This window comes from Methylobacterium fujisawaense, assembly GCF_039619325.1.
GTDB lineage: Bacteria > Pseudomonadota > Alphaproteobacteria > Rhizobiales > Beijerinckiaceae > Methylobacterium > Methylobacterium fujisawaense.
Map to the genome: position 1 here is coordinate 3,133,777 of NZ_CP155000.1, position 17,824 is coordinate 3,151,600.

The 17,824-nt window shown below is 67.6% G+C and carries 17 protein-coding genes and 3 pseudogenes; 10 read left to right on the forward strand and 10 right to left on the reverse strand.

The window, feature by feature from the left end; translation table 11 throughout:
• Positions 1 to 6 precede the first annotated feature (6 nt).
• Positions 7 to 1,293 (forward strand): hydantoinase/carbamoylase family amidase, encoded by a 1,287-nt coding sequence (locus ABC766_RS14915; protein WP_345822567.1) that lies wholly within the window; start codon positions 7 to 9, stop codon positions 1,291 to 1,293.
• Between the two features lie 12 nt (positions 1,294 to 1,305).
• On the opposite strand, the gene ABC766_RS14920 is transcribed toward ABC766_RS14915, so the two are convergent.
• Positions 1,306 to 2,625 carry a dihydroorotase gene (locus tag ABC766_RS14920; protein ID WP_345822568.1) on the reverse strand — a complete coding sequence of 440 codons (1,320 nt, stop codon included), beginning with the start codon at positions 2,623 to 2,625 and terminating at the stop codon, positions 1,306 to 1,308.
• Between the two features lie 13 nt (positions 2,626 to 2,638).
• Entirely contained in the window at positions 2,639 to 3,319 is a 681-nt protein-coding gene (locus ABC766_RS14925) for an aspartate/glutamate racemase family protein (RefSeq protein WP_345822569.1), read from the reverse strand.
• 172 nt (positions 3,320 to 3,491) lie between these two features.
• Between ABC766_RS14925 and ABC766_RS14930 the strand changes: the two genes are divergently transcribed.
• On the forward strand, positions 3,492 to 3,620 hold the full coding sequence (locus tag ABC766_RS14930; RefSeq protein ID WP_342144791.1) for a hypothetical protein: 129 nt from the start codon (positions 3,492 to 3,494) through the stop codon (positions 3,618 to 3,620).
• A gap of 64 nt (positions 3,621 to 3,684) precedes the next feature.
• Positions 3,685 to 3,852, forward strand: a pseudogene (locus ABC766_RS14935) (transposase); the annotation flags it as partial.
• A gap of 226 nt (positions 3,853 to 4,078) precedes the next feature.
• On the opposite strand, the pseudogene ABC766_RS14940 reads toward ABC766_RS14935, so the two are convergent.
• Positions 4,079 to 5,288 (reverse strand): annotated as a pseudogene (locus ABC766_RS14940) (IS701 family transposase).
• A 49-nt stretch (positions 5,289 to 5,337) separates the two neighbouring features.
• On the opposite strand from ABC766_RS14940, the pseudogene ABC766_RS14945 reads away from it, so the two are divergent.
• From ABC766_RS14945 to ABC766_RS14970, 6 genes and pseudogenes are all read left to right on the forward strand, one after another.
• Positions 5,338 to 6,305 (forward strand): annotated as a pseudogene (locus tag ABC766_RS14945) (IS3 family transposase); the annotation flags it as partial.
• A gap of 684 nt (positions 6,306 to 6,989) precedes the next feature.
• Positions 6,990 to 7,913: a formylglycine-generating enzyme family protein gene (locus tag ABC766_RS14950; protein ID WP_427902308.1), complete on the forward strand. Its 924-nt coding sequence runs from the start codon at positions 6,990 to 6,992 to the stop codon at positions 7,911 to 7,913.
• Positions 7,914 to 7,981: 68 nt separating this feature from the next.
• Positions 7,982 to 9,616, forward strand: a complete 1,635-nt coding sequence (locus ABC766_RS14955; protein ID WP_345822765.1) for an arylsulfatase — start codon at positions 7,982 to 7,984, stop codon at positions 9,614 to 9,616.
• 539 nt (positions 9,617 to 10,155) lie between these two features.
• The gene (locus ABC766_RS14960; protein WP_345822572.1) at positions 10,156 to 10,704 is read left to right on the forward strand and encodes a GbsR/MarR family transcriptional regulator; all 549 of its coding nucleotides are present in this window, start codon (positions 10,156 to 10,158) and stop codon (positions 10,702 to 10,704) included.
• A 65-nt stretch (positions 10,705 to 10,769) separates the two neighbouring features.
• On the forward strand, positions 10,770 to 11,489 hold the full coding sequence (locus ABC766_RS14965; protein WP_345822573.1) for a DUF4166 domain-containing protein: 720 nt from the start codon (positions 10,770 to 10,772) through the stop codon (positions 11,487 to 11,489).
• A complete protein-coding gene (locus ABC766_RS14970; RefSeq protein WP_345822574.1) occupies positions 11,486 to 13,261 on the forward strand; it encodes a DUF4166 domain-containing protein in 1,776 nt (591 codons plus the stop codon). The genes ABC766_RS14965 and ABC766_RS14970 overlap by 4 nt, the downstream gene beginning before the upstream one ends.
• Before the next feature lie 43 nt (positions 13,262 to 13,304).
• Here the strand turns inward: ABC766_RS14970 and ABC766_RS14975 are convergent, their stop codons facing one another.
• Complete coding sequence (locus tag ABC766_RS14975; protein WP_345822575.1) at positions 13,305 to 14,186, reverse strand: AraC family transcriptional regulator; 882 nt, start codon at positions 14,184 to 14,186, stop codon at positions 13,305 to 13,307.
• Between the two features lie 579 nt (positions 14,187 to 14,765).
• Between ABC766_RS14975 and ABC766_RS14980 the strand changes: the two genes are divergently transcribed.
• Positions 14,766 to 14,990, forward strand: a complete 225-nt coding sequence (locus ABC766_RS14980; protein ID WP_342145325.1) for a hypothetical protein — start codon at positions 14,766 to 14,768, stop codon at positions 14,988 to 14,990.
• Between the two features lie 3 nt (positions 14,991 to 14,993).
• Here the strand turns inward: ABC766_RS14980 and ABC766_RS14985 are convergent, their stop codons facing one another.
• The 6 genes from ABC766_RS14985 to ABC766_RS15010 all read right to left on the reverse strand — a co-directional run bounded on the left by ABC766_RS14985 (position 14,994) and on the right by ABC766_RS15010 (position 17,641).
• Positions 14,994 to 15,554, reverse strand: a complete 561-nt coding sequence (locus tag ABC766_RS14985; protein ID WP_342145326.1) for a PAS domain-containing protein — start codon at positions 15,552 to 15,554, stop codon at positions 14,994 to 14,996.
• A 128-nt stretch (positions 15,555 to 15,682) separates the two neighbouring features.
• Entirely contained in the window at positions 15,683 to 15,811 is a 129-nt protein-coding gene (locus tag ABC766_RS14990) for a hypothetical protein (RefSeq protein WP_345822576.1), read from the reverse strand.
• Positions 15,808 to 16,251, reverse strand: a complete 444-nt coding sequence (locus tag ABC766_RS14995; RefSeq protein ID WP_342145328.1) for a gene transfer agent family protein — start codon at positions 16,249 to 16,251, stop codon at positions 15,808 to 15,810. The genes ABC766_RS14990 and ABC766_RS14995 overlap by 4 nt, the downstream gene beginning before the upstream one ends.
• A gap of 171 nt (positions 16,252 to 16,422) precedes the next feature.
• Positions 16,423 to 16,659, reverse strand: a complete 237-nt coding sequence (locus ABC766_RS15000) for a hypothetical protein (RefSeq protein WP_345822578.1) — start codon at positions 16,657 to 16,659, stop codon at positions 16,423 to 16,425.
• On the reverse strand, positions 16,656 to 16,865 hold the full coding sequence (gene gp17, locus ABC766_RS15005; RefSeq protein WP_342145330.1) for a tail completion protein gp17: 210 nt from the start codon (positions 16,863 to 16,865) through the stop codon (positions 16,656 to 16,658). The genes ABC766_RS15000 and gp17 overlap by 4 nt, the downstream gene beginning before the upstream one ends.
• Before the next feature lie 254 nt (positions 16,866 to 17,119).
• Entirely contained in the window at positions 17,120 to 17,641 is a 522-nt protein-coding gene (locus ABC766_RS15010; RefSeq protein WP_342145331.1) for a DUF1993 domain-containing protein, read from the reverse strand.
• Between the last annotated feature and the right edge of the window lie 183 nt (positions 17,642 to 17,824).

Consider the following 17,824-nt stretch of genomic DNA (forward strand, 5'->3'; position numbering starts at 1 on the left):
GGCGGGATGGACACGGTATCGGCGATCGGCACGGCGGTCCGCGCGCAGCGCGGCCGGGTGGCGGCTTTGTTCGACGACCTCGCCCGGTGCGGCCGGACCGATCCCGGGTTCACGCGGGCCTCCTACAGTCCGGAGGAGAGTGCGGCGCACGGGGTGGTGACGCGCTGCGCCGCCGCTCTCGGCCTCGCGATCGGGCGGGATGCGGCCGCCAACACCACCCTGACGCTGCCGGGGCGGGACCGGAGCCTGCCGCCGATCCTGATCGGCTCCCACCTCGACACCGTGGCCCACGGCGGCAATTTCGACGGCGCCGCCGGGGTGGTGGCCGGTCTCGCCGCCGTCGCGGCGCTCCGCGAGCTGGGGCTGACCCCGGCGCGCGACATCACCGTCATGGGCATCCGCGCCGAGGAGAGCGTCTGGTTCCAGGTGTCCTATATCGGCAGCCGGGCGGCCCTCGGAACCCTGCCGGACGGGGCGCTCGACGCCGCCCGGATCGACAGCGGCCTCAGCCTCGCCGCGCACATCGCCCGGGAGGGCGGCGACCCGGAGGCGCTGCGCAGCGGCCCGCCCGCCCTCGACGCCGCCGCGATCCACGCCTTCCTGGAGGTGCATATCGAGCAGGCGCCGAGCCTGGAGGAGGCCGGGATCCCGGCGGGCCTCTGCACCGGGATCCCCGGCAACGTCCGCTACCCCGACGTCCGGATCGTCGGGCGCTACGACCATGTCGGCACACCCCGCCGCTTCCGCCGCGATGCAGCCATGGCGGGCGCTGAGATTGCCCTGGCCCTCGATCGGGTCTGGGCGGAGCGCGAGGCGGCCGGCTGCCCGATGGCCGTCACCTTCGGCCGGTTCCACACCGATGCCGCGGCCCACGGCCTGACCACCGTCCCCGGCGAGTTCCGGTTCAGCCTCGACATGCGGGCCTACGCGGCCGAGGTGCTGTCGGCCTTGGAGGCCGCATTCCTGGCCGCCGTGACGGACGTGTCGGAGCGCCGCGGTGTCACGGTGGCCCTCGGGCCCCGCGCCGAGGCGGGCGTCGGCGCGGTCTCGCCCCGGATCCGCGACGGCCTCGCGGCGGCCGCGGACGCGCTCGGCATCGCCACACGGCCCCTCGGCAGCCCCGCCTCCCACGACGCCGCCGCCTTCGCCAAGGCCGGCGTGCCGATGGCCATGCTGTTCGTGCGCAACGCCAACGGCAGCCACAACCCCGACGAGGCCATGGCGATCGACGACCTTCTCGACGCCGTCGCGATCCTCACCACCTGGCTGGCGGCGGAAACCTGCGACGGTTGAGGGCGGGCCTCATCATGCGGCGAAGCGCGCGAGGCCGCCGACGGGCGTGCCGAGCACCGCGTCGTCGCGCATCACGAGGTGGCCGCGCACGAGCGTGGCGACGGGCCAGCCGGTGACCTCGGTGCCGGCGAAGGGCGTCCAGCCGCAGGGCGAGACGATCCAGGATTCCTCGATCCTGCGGCGCGCCTTCAGGTCCACGAGGGTGAAGTCGGCGTCGTAGCCGGCGGCGATCCGGCCCTTGCCGCGGAGCCCGTAGACGCGGGCCGGCCCGGCCGCCATCAGGTCGACGAGGCGGGCGAGCGGCAGGCGCCCGGCCGCGACGTGGTCGAGCATGATCGGCACCAGGGTCTGGACCCCGGTGAGGCCGGCCGGGCAGTCCGGCCAGGGCCGCTCCTTGGCGGCCCGCGCATGGGGCGCGTGATCGCTGCCGATCGTGTCGACGGTCCCGTCGCGCACGGCCGCCCAGGCGGCCGCCCGGTGGCGCTCGTCGCGGATCGGCGGGTTCATGACGCCGAAGCCACCGAGGGTGTCGTAGCAGTCCGGGGCCACCTGCGTGAGGTGATTGACCAGCACCTCCAAGGTGGCGACGTCGCGGAAATCGCGCAGGTAGGCGAGTTCCTCGGCGGTGGAGACGTGCAGGATATGGGTCGCCCGGCCGGTCTTCCGCGCCAGCGCCATGAGGCGGCGCGTGCCCAGGAAGGCGCATTCCGGGTCGCGCCATTCCATGTGGGTCCGGTACGGCTGGCCCCGGCCGAACAGCGGCTTGCGGGCCTGGAGCCGGTCCTCGTCCTCGCTGTGGAAGGCCATGCGCCGGTGGCCGGCGCGCATGGCGCGTTCGAGATGCGCGTCGTCCTCGATCATCAGCGCCGCCGTGGAGCTGCCAGCGAAGACCTTGACGGCGCAGACGCCCGGCACGCGCTCCAGCGCGGCGAGCGCGTCGATATTGGCCTTCGTGCCGGCCACGTAGAGGCCGATGTCGCACCAGCTCCGGCCCGCAACGTAGTCGCGCTTCCACGCGAGGCGCTCGGTATCGGCGATCGGCTGGACGGTGTTGGGCATGTCGAACAGGGTGGCGATCCCGCCCAGCACCGCGGCCCGCGTGCCGGTCTCGATCGTCTCCACCGCCGGGTCGCCGGGATCGCGCAGGTGGACGTGGCTGTCGATCAGGCCGGGCAGGACATGCAGGCCCGCGGCGTCGATCACCGCCTCCGCGGTCGCGCCGGCCGGGGTCGCGAGGGCCGCGATGCGCCCGTCGCGGATGCCGAGATCGATCGCCTCGGTGCCCCAGGGCGTCACGCAGGTGCCGCCGCGGATCAGCAGGTCGTAGTGCATCGCCGGTGTCTCCCTATAGGTCCGCCCGGAGCAGGACCGCCCCGAGGGCCGCCGCCACCGCCTGCTGGCAGGGCTCGACGACCGGACACCCGACCGCCCGCTCGACGGCGGCCCGGTGCGGGGCCATGCCGGCGCAGCCGAGCACGATGACGTCGGCGCCGTCGCGCTTCACCAGGGTCCGGGCCGCCGCGATCAGGCGGTCGCGGATCGCCTCCCCCGCCGTCTCGTCGGCCCGGGCCTCCACCGGCCGGCTGCCGGCATAGCGTTCGCCGAGGCCCATCTGGCGGACCATCCGACGCTGGCGCCGCACGCTGCCCTCCGAGAGGGCGACGATGCCGAAGCGCTCGCCGAGGGTGAGCGACCGGAGGAGGCCCCACTCGGCGATCCCCATCACGGGCCTGCCGCCGGCGACCTCGCGGGCCGTATGCAGGCCGGGGTCGCTGAAGCAGGCGATGACGAAGGCGTCCGCCGGATCCTCCGCGATGCGCCGGGCCAGCGGCATCACCACGGAATCCGCGTCCTGCTGGGTCGCGATGCCCGCCGGCCCCTCGGGCAGGTCCGTCACCGCGATGACGGGGCCGCCGGCCAGGCGCAGCGGCGTCAGCGCCGCGTCGATGGCGGCCGTCACCGCCCGGGAGGCGTTCGGGTTGATGACCAGGATGCGCGCGGGTCCGGTGGTGTCGCGATGATGCATGCCGCCTCCTGCGGAACCGACGCGCGGGCCTGCCGCTGACGACAGTGGCCCGCGCGATGCGAAACCCGGGCCGCGCCGCACCGCGATGCCGGCCCGACCGGGCACCGATCTTGCCCGCCTCGTCGGCGCAAGAGCGAGGGTATCGATTCACGACGAAGCTGCGGACGGGGCGATGGGCGCCACCCTGGTGACGGGCCCCCGGTGGGTCGTCGCCTGGGATCCCGACAGCGGCGGCCACGTCTACCGCACCGGCGCGGACGTGGTGTTCGAGGACGGCGTCCTGATCCATGTCGGTCCGTAGCCTGACCGCCTGGCTTTGGACCGGGCTGATTGAGAGGATCAGCCAGGACCGAAGGAGCTGGGACATGAAGCGAGGTCAGAAGACGAGCGCGGAGCAGGTCGTGCTGACGTTGCGCCAGATCGAGGTGCAGACAGCCCAGGTCGAGAGTTTGGCGTTGGCGTGCAAGGACGCGGAGATCTCCGAGCAGAGCTACTATCGCTGGCGCAAGGAGTACGGCGGCTTGCAGGTCGACTAGCATTACAGTTGCGTTTTAGGGCGTTTTCGCTTGCTGTTTGTCGCGCTGGGCTTACGCTGTCGACGTCCCCTTTCGGCTGAAGCACGGCGTTTGAGATGGGCGTTTCGGGCGGCCGCCTGATGCGCCCTTCGCCAGAGCGACCATGTGATGACGTGAGCGGGCTGGATGCGCCGCTGTGCCAGCTGCACGGCGATCCGGCGGATCTCCTGGACCGACCAACGGATCAGCGCGTGCGCCGTCTCGGCCGCGCCCGTCTTTTTGGGGGCGGCGCGTTGGCGTGATGGCGGATCACCGCCAGCAGGGCAAACGCCATCATCACCAAGCTGACGTGCCGGTGCCAGCCGTGCCAGGAACGGGTCTCGTTGTGAGCGAGCCCGAGTTCGGTCTTGGCCGTCTCGAACGCGTCCTCGATCGCCCAACGCTGGCCCTCGATCGCCGCCAGGGTCGCGATCGACGTGCCGGCCGGGCACCATGTCGTGAAGTACGCTAAGCTGCCGTCAGTCAGGCTACGGCGGATCAGCAGGCCGCGCGTCCACAGGCCGGCCTGATCGTAGTCGGCACCGTCGAGGGTCGGCCAACTCGCAGTAGGCCCAGTCGTAAAGCCGCGCGCCCTTCGTGCCCTCGCCCGCCGACAGGCGCGTCCAGGCTGACGGTGCGAGGCCGTTGGCGATCGCCTCGGCGGTGCCGGCCACCGGCGGTTTGCCGACCCAGGAATTGAACAGGTGATCGGTCTTGACCCCGAGCACGTAGCCCTTGCCCGCGCGCCGCAGAGCCATCTCGATGTCGCCGACCCCATAGACGGTATCGGCCGCGACCCAGGAGAACGGCACGTCGGCGGCCATCGCCCGCTCGATCATAGCCAGAGCCAATCCCGGCTTGGTCGAAAAGCTCGTCCCCTCCGGTACATGGGCGGCGGCCAATCGGGCCGGATCCGAGGTCCAGGTCCTGGGCAGGTACAAGGCCCGATCGATGAACGCGTGACCGTGCCGCGAGGCGTAAGCCGCGAACACGCCGATCTGACAGTTCGTGATCTTGCCGGCCGAGCCGGTGTACTGGCGATGCACACCGCACGAGGTTTTGCCTTGCTTGAGAAAGCCCGTCTCGTCGAGAACCAGAACCGCGTCCGGGTCGGCCAGGGTCTCCAGGGCATAGTCCCGCACGACGTCGCGCAGGGCGTCGGCATCCCAGCGTCCGCGACCGAGCACCGCTTGCTGACGCCAGGGCCCGGGATCGCCCGCAGCTTCCGCCCGCATCCAACCGGTCTTGCGCCGCTCCGCGCCGAGCAGTCCGTCCAGGAATGCGCCCGCCGAGGCCGCCACCCGCTCCTGCGTGAACAGCGGGCGCATGCGTCCCTTCACCTCCCGCAGCGAAGAGGCCCAGAGTTCCAGTGTCGCCTCTATCGAGGCGCCCGACGTCCATGATGCGCGAATCATGGTGCCGCAAGGAGTCAGAACCTCGCCAAAAACGCAACTGTAATGCTAGGCGCGGAAGATGAAGGATCTGGAGCGCGAGAACGCTCGGTTGCAGCGGCTTGTGGCGGACCTGTCCCTGGAAAAGCAGGTGCTGGCGGACGTCGCCTCGGGAAATTTGTAGCCCCCGAGCGACGTCGGCAGGCAGTGGCGGCGATCCAGGAGAAATTCGGCCTCTCGGAACGTCACGCCTGCCGGATCGTCGGCCAGCACCGCGGCAGGCAACGCTACGTGCCCACCGTGTTGGCCGACGAGGATGAGCTGACCCGCGCCATCAACGCCCTGGCGTCCGAATACGGGCGCTACGGCTACCGCCGCGTCACCGCGCTGTTGAGACCAGACGGCTGGCGGGTCGGCAAGGATCGGGTCGAGCGCATTTGGTGTCGTGAGGGGCTCAAGGTTCCCCGGAAGCACCGCCCGTGCAGCCGGCTCTGGTTCAACGACGGCTCGTGCGTGCGGCTGCGGCCGCTTTACCGCGATCACGTCTGGAGCTTCGACTTCGTGCAGGCTCAAACGCACGACGGCCGGAGCCAGCGCATCCTGACGCGGATCGACGAGCTTAGCCGGGCGTCCCTTGCGCTGAAGGTGGCGCGGCGCATCAACAGCGTCGGCGTGATCGAGGCGCTGGCCGACGCCATGTGCCTGCACGGCCTCCCGGAGTACATCCGCTGCGACAATGGCCCAGCGATGATCTCGAAGGCGCTGCGCAGGTGGGTCACCAAGGCCGGCTCGCAGATCCAGTACATCGCGCCAGGATCCCCTTGGGAGAACCGGTACTGCGAGAGCTTCAACGGCAGGCTTCGTGACGAGTGCCTACGCTAGGAGATCTTCTACTCGCTGAAGGAGGCGCAGATCGTGGTCGGGCTGTGGCAAACCACCTACAACCGCGTCCGACCGCATTCGTCGCTGGACTATCGGCCGCCCGCGCCCGTCAGCTACCCGGATCTGGCTTTCCCGCTACCCATGACCGCGGCCATGCAGGAGCCTCTCACTCGGCCCGGTCCAATATACCGGTCAGGTCAGGCGGCTTTACCCCGAATGAGTTCGCAGCCCGGCCCCGCCAGGACTAGAATCAAAACGGACTCTGGTTACGAACGAGGGCGTTCCGGGGCAGGGTCACCAGCTTCTGAGTCGCCCTGACAGAAAAAGGTGTCGGACTCGAAGTAGAAGCCTAGCGGGGGTGTTGCACCCGCGAGCGGGCCACGAAATCCGAGCAGATAGACGCCATGGGCCGACTTGGCCGCCCTCGCGCCGGGGGAGGCCCGTAGCCCCGCTGCGCAGACGGTCGCCGTCGCCAGTGTTCGCTAGGTTCTCGACATGATCAAAACTCCGCAAGACTTTGCCTGCGGCAAGCCTGCCGTGCGTATTAACCTTCTCCCACGGATCTTGGTGGCCTTGCAACAGTTAATGCGACACTATTGTGAGCATGCAACTCAACGAGACGAATCGGCGAGGCAAGTCCAATCGGAACGGCATAAATCGAGCACGCTTCCGGGCCGAGTCCGAACTGCTGTCCCATTCAATCAAGCTGCCGTGCGCAGACTTGCTACCCTGCTGCGCTGCGATCCTGAGCAGGCATTCTCGTTGACCCGCGTCTAGGAGCGCGCGATGTCAGGCGCTTCTTTTCTCTGTCGGCGAACGGTGTCGTCGGATGCATCGCTGGGCATGGTCTTTGTGCCTGGCGGCACCTTCCGGATGGGCTCGGATCGGCATTACCCGGAAGAGGCTCCGGTCCACCGGGTCACCGTCGACGGCTTCTGGATCGATCGTACCCCAGTCACGAACGCCCAGTTCCGCGCTTTCGTGCGGGCTACCGGCTACGTGACCTTGGCCGAACGAAAACCTGATCCGAAAGACTATCCCGGCGCGCTGCCGCACATGTTGCAGGCCGGCTCGCTGGTGTTCAAGCCGCCGAAGGGACCCGTCGACCTGCGGGGTGAAGGCGCTTGGTGGCGCTTCAAGTTCGGCGTGCACCGGCGCCGGCCCTACGGGCCAGGCTCCTCCATCGCCGGCCTCGACGAGCACTCGGTCGTCCACCTCGCCTACGCGGATGCCGGGTCTTGTGCCGCCTGGGCCGGCAAGGACCTCCCGACCGAGGCCGAAGGGGAGTATGCCGCGCGCGGCGGCCTTGACGGGGCGGAGTTCGCCTGGGGGGACGAACTCACACCGGGTGGGCGCCACATGGCCAACACTTGGCAAGGCGACTTCCCGCACGAGAACCGCGCGGAGGACGGCTACGAGAGAACCTCGCCGGTCACCGCCTTCCCGCCGAACGGCTACGGGCTGCACGACATGATCGGCAATGTCTGGGAGTGGACGGCCGACTTCTTCGCGCCGCGACACTCCGAAGACGCCGTGAAGACTTGCTGCGTCCCTGAGAACCCTCGGGGCGAGCGCGAGGACAGGAGCTACGACCCCAGCCAGCCTGCGATCCGCATGCCCCGCCGCGTGGTCAAGGGTGGCTCGCACCTGTGCGCGCCGAACTACTGCCGACGCTACCGGCCGGCCGCACGCCATCCGCAGCCGGTCGACAGCTCCACTAGCCACATCGGCTTCCGGTGCATCGCGCGAGAGAGGGGGCAACCATGAATCCTGACCATGTCCGCGAGAGAAATCCGGCAGATCTGCACGTCGACGGAGGCCTGAACCGCCGCAACATGCTTCTCACCGGGACATCGGCCCTCGCCACAGCCGCGCTGGTCTCGGCTGCCTCAACCACATCCGCACAGGCCCAATCACAACCCCAGCAGCAACCAGCGTCTGAGCAAAGGCCGAACATCCTCGTCATCATGGGCGACGACATCGGCATCTGGAACATTGGCGCCTATCACCGCGGCATGATGGCCGGACGGACACCTCACCTCGACCGGATCGCCGCCGAGGGCATGTTGTTTACCGACTACTACGCGGAGGCGAGCTGCACGGCGGGCCGTGCGGCCTTCATCACAGGCGAGCTGCCTATCCGCACCGGCATGACCACAGTCGGCCAAGCTGGTGCCTCCATCGGCATTCCGGCAGAGGCTGTGACCATCGCCACGGCGCTGAAGGGCATGGGCTACACCACTGGCCAGTTCGGTAAGAACCATCTCGGCGACAAGAACGAGTTCCTGCCGACGGTGCACGGCTTCGATGAATTCTTCGGCTATCTTTACCACCTCGACGCTATGGAAGACCCGGCCCACCCCGCCTACCCGCAGGACCTGCTGAACAGGGTTGGCCCGCGCAACATGATCCACTCGTGGGCGACGAACGTCGATGATCCTACCGAAGACCCGCGCTGGGGCAGGGTCGGTAAGCAGCGGATCGAGGATGCCGGAACGCTCTACCCAAAGCGGATGGAGACCGTGGACGAAGAGATCCGTGATCTAGCCCTCGGGTTCATCGACAAAGCTAAGGCCGACGGCAAGCCGTTCTTCGTCTGGCTCAACCCAACGCGCATGCACGTCACCACACACCTGTCACCGAAGTACCAGGGTATGCGCAACTCCCAGAACGGCTGGAGCATCCAGGAAGCCGGCATGGCGCAGCTCGACGACGTCGTGGGCGCGGTGATGAAGAAGCTGACGGATCTTGGGATCGACAACAACACCATCGTGGTCTTCACGACGGACAACGGTACGGAGGTCTTCACCTGGCCTGACGGCGGTCAGACACCGTTCGCGCAGTCCAAGGGTACGGTCATGGAAGGTGGCTTTCGCGCGCCAGCTCTGATCCGCTGGCCTGGCAAGGTGCCAGCCGGCAAGGTCGAGAATGGCGTCATATCCGGTCTCGACTGGTTCGCGACGCTTGTAGCGGCAGCGGGTGACCCAAACATCGTTGAGGAGCTGAAGAAGGGCAAGCAGATCGGCGACCGGACCTACAAGGTGCATCTGGACGGCTACAACCAGCTGGACATGCTCACCGGCAAGGGCCCGTCTAAGCGTAACGAAGTCTGGTATTTCGGCGAGAGCGAACTGGGGGCTGTCCGGATCGGCGACTACAAGTACCGCTTCATCGACCAGCCCCGCGGATGGGTGGGGGACAAGTCCAAGCCCGACATCCCCTACATTACAAACTTGCGGCTCGATCCCTTCGAGCGCACGGGCTGGCCGGACGATGGGACGAAAACCGGGGCGCAGAACTACATGAGCTGGTTCCTGTACGAGTTCTGGCGCTACGTTTTCGTTCAGCAAGAGGTGGAGAAGCTGGCCATGACGGCCATTGAGTTCCCGCCGATGCAAAAGGGTGCGAGCTTTAACCTCGAAGCTGTGAAGGCGAGGATCCAGGCTGCCAGGTCGGCAATGGCGAAATGAGCTCGGCTGCCAGCGGCAGAAGAACCGATTTCTGCGGCGTTTGATCCATTCAGCTTTCGTGCTGCTCAGGGAGCATCGGTCGGCCTTGCATCTTCCATCCGTCGTTCCGATGAGAGAGTCTGAAGGTCTGCATCCGGAGCAGCTTGGACCGAAAGGCTCAGCCGCTACGAAGACTGCGTCAGTCTTCTGAACGGTAGAATTAGGAGCATCACCGCCAGAGATGTGGAGGAACATAGGTCCGCTTCCGGGAGCTGCACGGCCATGCGTGAACGACTGCATTGGGTCGAAAGAAGGCCGTCCGCTTGTTCGGCAGGTCTGCTTCCGGACAACGGATGCGTTGTAGCGGATCAAATCGCAGTAACCGCACACAGCCCTGAGTAAACCCTCACGATACCTGCTGCCACGCATCCGCCGCCAGATATCGTCATCCTGCTTCGTCATAGGGAGTTCCCGCTGCCGCGCCCGCCTCCGGTTGAGCGTCGACGCCCCTTTGTCCCATCCCCTTGACATGAGGTTCGGTTGGGTCTGTTATTTCTGTCATGACAGAAATAACAGACCCGCCGAGTTCCCTGCCCGCTGCGGTCGAGCGCTTCGTGCTGCGCTGGGGCGACCTAGGCGGCCAGTGGGGCGTCAATCGCTCAGTCGCGCAGATCCATGCGCTGCTCTACCTCTCCGATCGTCCTCTCACCGCCGAGGACATCGCCGGCATGCTCGGCATCGCGCGCTCGAATGTCTCGAACTCTCTGCGAGAGTTGCTCGGCTGGAACCTGATCCGCCGTGTACCGGTGATGGGCGAGCGCCGTGACCACTTTGCCGCTGAGACCGACCTCTGGGAGATGGTCACGCGCATCGCCGCCGGGCGCAAGGAGCGCGAGATCGATCCCGCTATCGCGGCGCTGCGCGCCTGCGTCGCCGAGGCGGACGCGGACCCCGCGCTCGGGGCGGTCGCCAAGCGGCGCCTGCGCGCGATGCTCGATTTCACCGAGTCGATGGAGCGCTGGTACGGCCAGATGCTCAACGTGCCTCGGGGGACGCTGGCCAAACTGATCCGGCTGGGCGGTCGGATCGTGAAGTTTCTGCCGGCCTAGGCTGAGTGACCTTTCGAGGGTCGGGATCACGAAAACGGAACGAGCGAGGTGCCCAGGTGACCGCGATGGCAAGCGTCCGTCGAGACGATGCGGGGCCGTCCCGCGCATTCTGCCCCGCACGGTCGATCGACGGACCGGGCGACCTCCTCGACCTGCGCTTCAGGGCCCTGATCCCGGAACGCGAATGGGCGAACCTGTCGCCGGCCGTGCGCCATCGCTTCGGTAAGCGACTCGCGCAGGGGGCGAGCGCGGTCTATGTCGGCCACGTCGTCGTGATGCACGTCAGCCGCCTCGGCTGGCTCGTGGCGCAGGCCACGCGCCTCGTCGGCAGCCCGCTGCCTCTGGAACGCGAGACCGGCCGTGCCGGCGTGGTCACCGTCACCGAGGACCCGGATGGCGGTGGTCAGATCTGGACGCGGCTGTACGCCCGCGCATCCGGCTTCCCACAGGTAATCCACTCGGCCAAGCGCTTCGCCGGTCCCACCGGCCTGGAGGAGCATGTCGGCGCCGGCGTCGGCATGACCCTCACCGTGGCAGTCGAGGACGGGGCGCTGATGTTTCGCAGCCACCGCTATTTCATCGACTACCTCGGGCGCCGCCTGCACCTGCCGGGATGGCTCACCCCCGGTGCGCTCACCGTAACCCACGCCGATGCCGGCGGGGACGCGACGCCGGGCGCCTTCCGCTTCATCCTCGACATCGCCCACCCCTGGTTCGGGCGGCTGATCCACCAGGAAGCGGTCTTCCAGGACGCCGAGCCGGCGGGGCAGGGAGAGGCGGCGTGAGCACGGTACTGGTCTTCGGCGGGTACGGCGGCTTCGGGGCTCGCCTGTCGCGGCGGCTGGCGGCGGTCGGTCACGACGTGGTCGTCGCCGGCCGCCGCTTCGCGCGCGCCGATGCGTTCTGCGCGGCCCATCCTCCATGCCGTCCCCTTCAGGCCGACCGCAACGATGCCGTCGCGCCCATGCTGGAACGCGTCCGTCCCGACCTCGTGATCGATGCGGCCGGACCCTTCCAGGGCAGCGGCTACGACCTGCCCCGGGCCTGTATCGCGGCGGCGATCCCTTACCTCGATCTCGCGGATGGCCGGGCATTCGTGACCGGGATCGGCCGGCTCGACGCTGCCGCACGCGCGGCCGGCGTCACGATCCTGGCCGGCGCATCGAGCGTCCCCGCCCTGTCCGGGGCCGTCGCCCGGCGCTTGGCGCAGGGGATGGACGCGGTCACCGCCGTGGAGATCGCGATCAGCGCCTCGAACCGTGCGACCGCCGGGACGTCGGTCGCCGCGGCTATCCTGAGCTATGTGGGCAAGCCGATCCGGCTCTGGCGCGGACAGCGCTGGTCGGCGGGTGTCGGCTGGCAGGAGTTGCGGCGCGAGCGCTTCGCCCTGGCCGACGGCGCGTCCCTCGGCCGCCGCTGGCTGGCCCTGGCGGACGTCCCGGACCTCGATCTCCTGCCCGATCGGCTTCCGGGCCGACCGGCGGTCACCTTCAGGGCCGGGACCGAACTCGCGGTGCAGACGGTCGGCCTCTGGTGTGCGAGCTGGCCGGTGCGGTGGGGCTGGATCCCCTCCTTGCAGGGGCTCGCGCGCGGGCTTCTGCTGGCGCAGCGGCTGACCGCGCGCTGGGGATCGGATCGGTCGGGCATGGTCGTCCGGATGTTCGGCTCGGCCGAGGGCTGCCGCGTCGAACGATGCTGGACCCTCATCGCGGCCGACGGTCACGGCCCGGAGATCCCGGTGCTGCCGGCGGCGATCCTGGCTGAGCGGATCCTGGCGGGTGCGATCGCGCCCGGCGCGCGCGACGCCGGAACTGCGCTCGATCTATCCGATTTCGAGCCGAGCTTCGCGCGCCTGTCGATCCGCCACGACGTGCGGGAGTCGGTACAGGCCGATGCGCTCTACGCGCGCGTCTTGGGTCCGCGCTTCGCCGACCTCGCGCCGAGCGTCGCGGCTCTACACAGCGTACTGCGCGAGGCGGGGGCGAACGGTCGCGCCGTCGTGAGGCGGGGCCGTAACCCCGTCACACGCGGCCTCGCCGCGCTCCTCGGATTGCCGGTCGCGGGCGAACACGGTCTTCACGTCAGCTTCAGCGAGAAGCGCGGGGTGGAGCGCTGGACGCGTGCGTTCTCCGGTCGCCGATTCACGAGCGAGTTCTCCGAAGAGCGTGGCTGCGTCGTGGAGCGGTTCGGTCCGCTTCGCTTCAGGTTCGGCCTCGCGCCCGAGGGCGGCGGACTGCGCATGGTGCTGCGCGGCTGGTCCGTCGCGCGGCTGCCCCTGCCGCTGGCTCTCGCACCCCGCGCCACCGCCCGCGAGTGGGAGGAGGCGGAGCTGTTTCACTTCGACGTTTCCATCACCCTGCCAGTCGTTGGGCTGGTGGTGCATTACCAGGGCTGGTTAGGCACCGGTGATCGGGAAGGCCAACAATCCGGCTTCACGCCCCAAGCTCACTTTGCCGGGCTGCCGACGAATGACCGCTATGGGGAAGTGCAGACGGCGGCCCAGACGGACGGTTTGGCTCATATGCGGAATGGCCGGACAGGGTGGAAACGGGACTGACCGCTTCCGGCTGGAAAGCGAGACAGGCCGCCGTTGCATAGGGCTATTTCAGCGGCAGGAATAACTCCGCGATCGCCTCATGCTCAGGAACCTCCGGGAAAAACGCAAAGCGCTGGCAGTAGAGTGGGAAATCCCGTGCCTCCTCGCCGCTGGAGGGAAGCCCCGTGTGATAGAGGTAGAGCGCTGGAACCTCCAGGTTGTCGGTGTTGCCGATGACCCGCAGCACCGCGCAACGTCCGCCAGGGATTTCACCGACCCTGATCTGCTCGCCATTCGCCTCGATCGGTTTGTCGGTCCCGACGCAGAGGTCAACGCTATAGTCGACCGGCGACGCAGGACGACGCTCAGACCGCCATACGTTGAAGGTCGGGTTCGTCCTGGGGTGGAGGCCGGCGGACTTCCGCCACGCGATGAACCGTTGGACGGTGGCACCGAGCGTCGCCGGATCGCCGCGGTGCTCCATGATCGCCACCCGCATCGACGGCACATTACGGATCGCCACGTCGTCGGCAGTGAATGTTCTTTGCATGAGCTTGTTCCTCGCTTCTTCGAGAGGCCCGAAGGCCGCAAGCCACGGTTCCCAGTCGGGAGCCTTCCTGAACGACGAGGGCGACTGCCCGACCCGTTGCCGAAAGGCTCGGGCGAAGGCGTCCGGTGCGTCGTAGCCGGCATCCATCGCGACTTCAGTGACGCTCTGGGTGTCCCTGTAAGCCAGCCGGTATGAAGCGCGCTTCATGCGAGCAAGCTGAACGTAGCGATGCACGGACAACCCGAAGGTCGCCGTGAACTGCCGATGGAAGTGGAACTTCGAGAAAGCAGCGATCCCGCTGACCGTCTCCAGGTCCAGATCGTCATCCAGGTGCCGATCGATGTGATCCAGCACCCTCTGCATCCGGGCGTGGTAGTTTCGAAGCGCCGCACTCATCGTCCCGACCTTCGTGGCGCGACCAGCTACGCCCACATGCGTATGACCTACTCGACCGATCTTGCGGTTCGGCTAGAGTTGAAGGCTGTTCCAAGGTCTGCTTGCGGGCTGACCGGATCCTCAGATGAATGGCTGGGTTGGGTCGATATGAGCCCGTCCGCTTTTCCGCGGATCCACTCAGCAGCGTCGGTGCGTGCGCCCACTGAAGGCATCTCCTAGCAGGCGCGATGACGACACTCCAACCTTCCTCATCCCAAAAACGGGGTCACGGGCTGGCCGGTGAGGGTCGTCCAGCCGAGAGGGGCTAAGCTCAAGCACCCAGCGCGTCCGTGACGATCCTCGTGCTGACCGGGCGCGCGACGCACATTTCAGGCCGGTGCGCCATGCTCGCGTTTGATGCCCGGCGTGTCGCAACCGATCCTTCGCAGGTGCATTATTATATTAGTGCGCCCGCACAGGTTGCAGGCGCCGGATACCGGGCGGTGTCCTTCCACATTCCTGAGGCAGGGTCGGGTGTTCGTTTCGCTTCCTCCAGCGGTCGCGTACCTGCGACCGTTTACCTGGGGCTGGAGCGCAGCAATGATCGAAGAACGAGCCGGAAGCCGCAAAATGCTGCAGCGTATCGCTGCAGCGCTCGGGGACGACGTTGCGATCTTCCACGACGAGCCCGTAAACGTCAGTTCAGTCGGAGAAGCGCTCGAGCTCTTGACCGCGTTCGAAAGCGTCTTTGATCGCGACGATCGCCGTGCTTGTATCGATTTCGTCCGCTCCGTAGCCGCTCGTCAGCGCAATGCCTCTGAATAAATCTCAATTTATTTGACGGTCAGCTTGCTCCATTTGACTGGCTAGAAGCCTACCGAATTCAAGTAGCGTTGCATCGATCAGCGTACGCAGGATCGGAGAGCCGGCGTCTGCAAGCAAAGGCCGGACGGCAATCAACGCGTCGACGACGCGATCGATCGCTCGAAACCGCTGGGCTGACACCGTGAGGTCAGCGAGGCCGCCGTCCCCGAGATCCAGAACGACACCGAGGCAGCGATGACCCCGGCCGTCCGCGTCAATCTCAACCCGGCCTCGTGCAGCGACGCGACGCACACCCCCGGGACCATCGTTGGTTTGGAAATCGGCCTCGAAGCGTCCTGCGGTGCGATGGGCCTCTTGTATGAGGTATGCGACCCGCTCTCGGTCGTCAGGGTGAACGCCCTCCAGAAAAGCGGACACTGGAACACCCGCCGCAGCCCGCTGCTCGTCGACGCCGAGCAGATTGGGCAGAGCCCCCGTCATGGCGACGGTTTGTGTGGCGAGGTTCGTTTCCCAGACGCCGACATAGCCTGAGGCGGCAAGGGCGGATTTCAGCGATGGCGTCATGCGAGATTTCCCCGGTTGTTCTGGTTCAAAAAACGCAACCTGAAGGTTCAACGAGTCCCAATCTCTATCCGTTCCTGTTCACGAAATCGCGCTGTCACGAAATGTGTTGTTCGTCGCGAGCGATCGTCTCACGCCCGCCCCGCCGCCATCTCCTCCGCCAGCACGGCCAGGAACGCATCTTCGCTGCCACCGGCCTCCGGCGGCCCGTTTGCAGCGATGAAGGCCGCCACCACGACATGCCACTCGGCCAGCGTCATCCGGCGGACCGCTTCCTGCGCGAAGCCCGCGACCGCCCCGGCGCCGTAGAGGACCGAGAGGTCGCCGGGGCGGCTGTCCCCTCCTCCTCGGCCTCGGCGTTTCCCGCCGCGTCGGCCGCCTTCGGCACGCCGTTGGCCGCCGCCGCGACGATCCGGCCTGCGAGCGGCAGGTGGTCCATCAGCGGGTCGTCTTGATAGCGCAGCACCAGGGCCGAGGCCGCGATGCCGCTCAGGCCGCTGCCTTCGAGCCCGAGGCGGATCGCGTCCCACACGTCCTGGTGCGGGAACTGGTGCATGCCGAGCCGCATGAAGATCGCCCCGATTCCGGCCCCGCACAGGCGCTCCAGCTCGGCCATCTCGCGGAGCCGCAACTGGAACCGGCACGGCCGCCCGGCGAAGTCCGCCGTCACCAGCGTGCTGCCCGTCTCGGCTCCGCTCATATGACCGGGCCGCGCTTAGCGCCCAGGCCCGCGGGCCGTCGCCCCGGAACTGGCTGGTGAAGGCGCCGATGCCGGTTGGGTCGTCGCAATCGGCGACCGTGGTGTGCTCGTAGGTGTTGGTCAGCGTCAGGTGATCGACGTGGCGAGGCAGACGAAGTGGTAGACGAGGGGCTAGCCCGCGCCGCGATAGGCGCGGAACCGGTTGCCGGGGAGGAGTGCGGGCTCGGCCATGCTCAGGGCTCCTGGTGCGGGCCGGGCGATGCGGGTGCGGAGATCGAGGAAGACCGACTTCGCCTGCAGCGGGTCGATCACGTCGCCAGCCTGCACCACCTCGATCGGCGTGCGCGGGCTGTAGGGATCGGTGAGCGGCAGGTCGGGCCTCTCGAGGCCGTTGCGGGCGGCGATCATCGTGTCACGACGCGCCAGCCCTGGTCCCGGTCGAAGGCGCTGGAGACCGCGTAGAGCCGCGCCTGGATTGTCCAGGCCTCTCCGCAGTCGATCTGGTACTCGCCGCGCCGCATCAGCCCGAAATAGACGTAGGGCACCTTGAGCGCGGGCGGGGGCGCGGCCTCGCCGCGCGAGGACGGCACCTCGTCGTGGATCCGCTTCGACACCAGGCCGGCGACGTACGGTGGCTACGTCAACTTGGGGGTGGGTTTCTGACCGTCTGCTTACGCGCAACAGAGACATTAGAGTGGACGTCGAAATCCTGCCAGCTCATTTACTCGGTCGCATTCAGCCGCACCGAGCACGCGCCCGTAGCGTTTTGGCTCGGTCGGCGACGCAGAACTTGCCGCGGCGCAGGCGTCATGCGCGCGTTCACCTAATCCGGCAGGTCGGCTATGGGCTTTGGGTGGAGCCGGATCGACTACTTCGCGGCGTGAATGTTCGGCGGCCCGAGATGCTGAAGAAAATCCGGCTTGCCGAGGCTCACTCCAGCGCCGCGGAGGATCCCGTAGGCTGTGGTCACGTGGAAGAAGAAGTTCGGAAGCGCGAAGCCGGTGAGATAGGCTTGCCCGCTGAAGCGGTATCCCATGCCGTTCGGAAACTTCAGCTCCACTTCCCGCTCCGCGCCTGAGGCCAACGCCGCCGGATCAATGCCTTCAACGAAGGTAATCGTCCTGGAACAGCGCTCCTTGAGTTCAGCGAAGGTCGCCTCGACGTCGGGCATCGAGGGCGCTTCGATCCCGGCGAGCCGTGCCACCGCGTTCTTCGCACTGTCGGACGCCATTTGATACTGGGCAGGCAGAGGCTTCATGTCCGGAGCCAGCCGCCGGATGAGCAACTCGGCTTCCGGCTTTTCCGATGCCGCCTTGTCGAGCCACATGCTCATGTTGCGAAGCGCGTTGACAAAGATCGGGACGCTGACGTCGTGGATGCTGATGCTCATCTGAGCTGGCTAAAGCACCCGCTCTCAAAGACTCGGTGATAAAGCGCACACCGCGTAAGGGTGGGTCGAACGAAGTTGCCAAACCGCCGACGGACGTCCGCTTTAGAGAAGCGACGGGAGCGGTCCGGGCGGCTGGGTTGGGTCGCCAGCGGAACGTCCGCATATGCCCCCATCTTCATAACT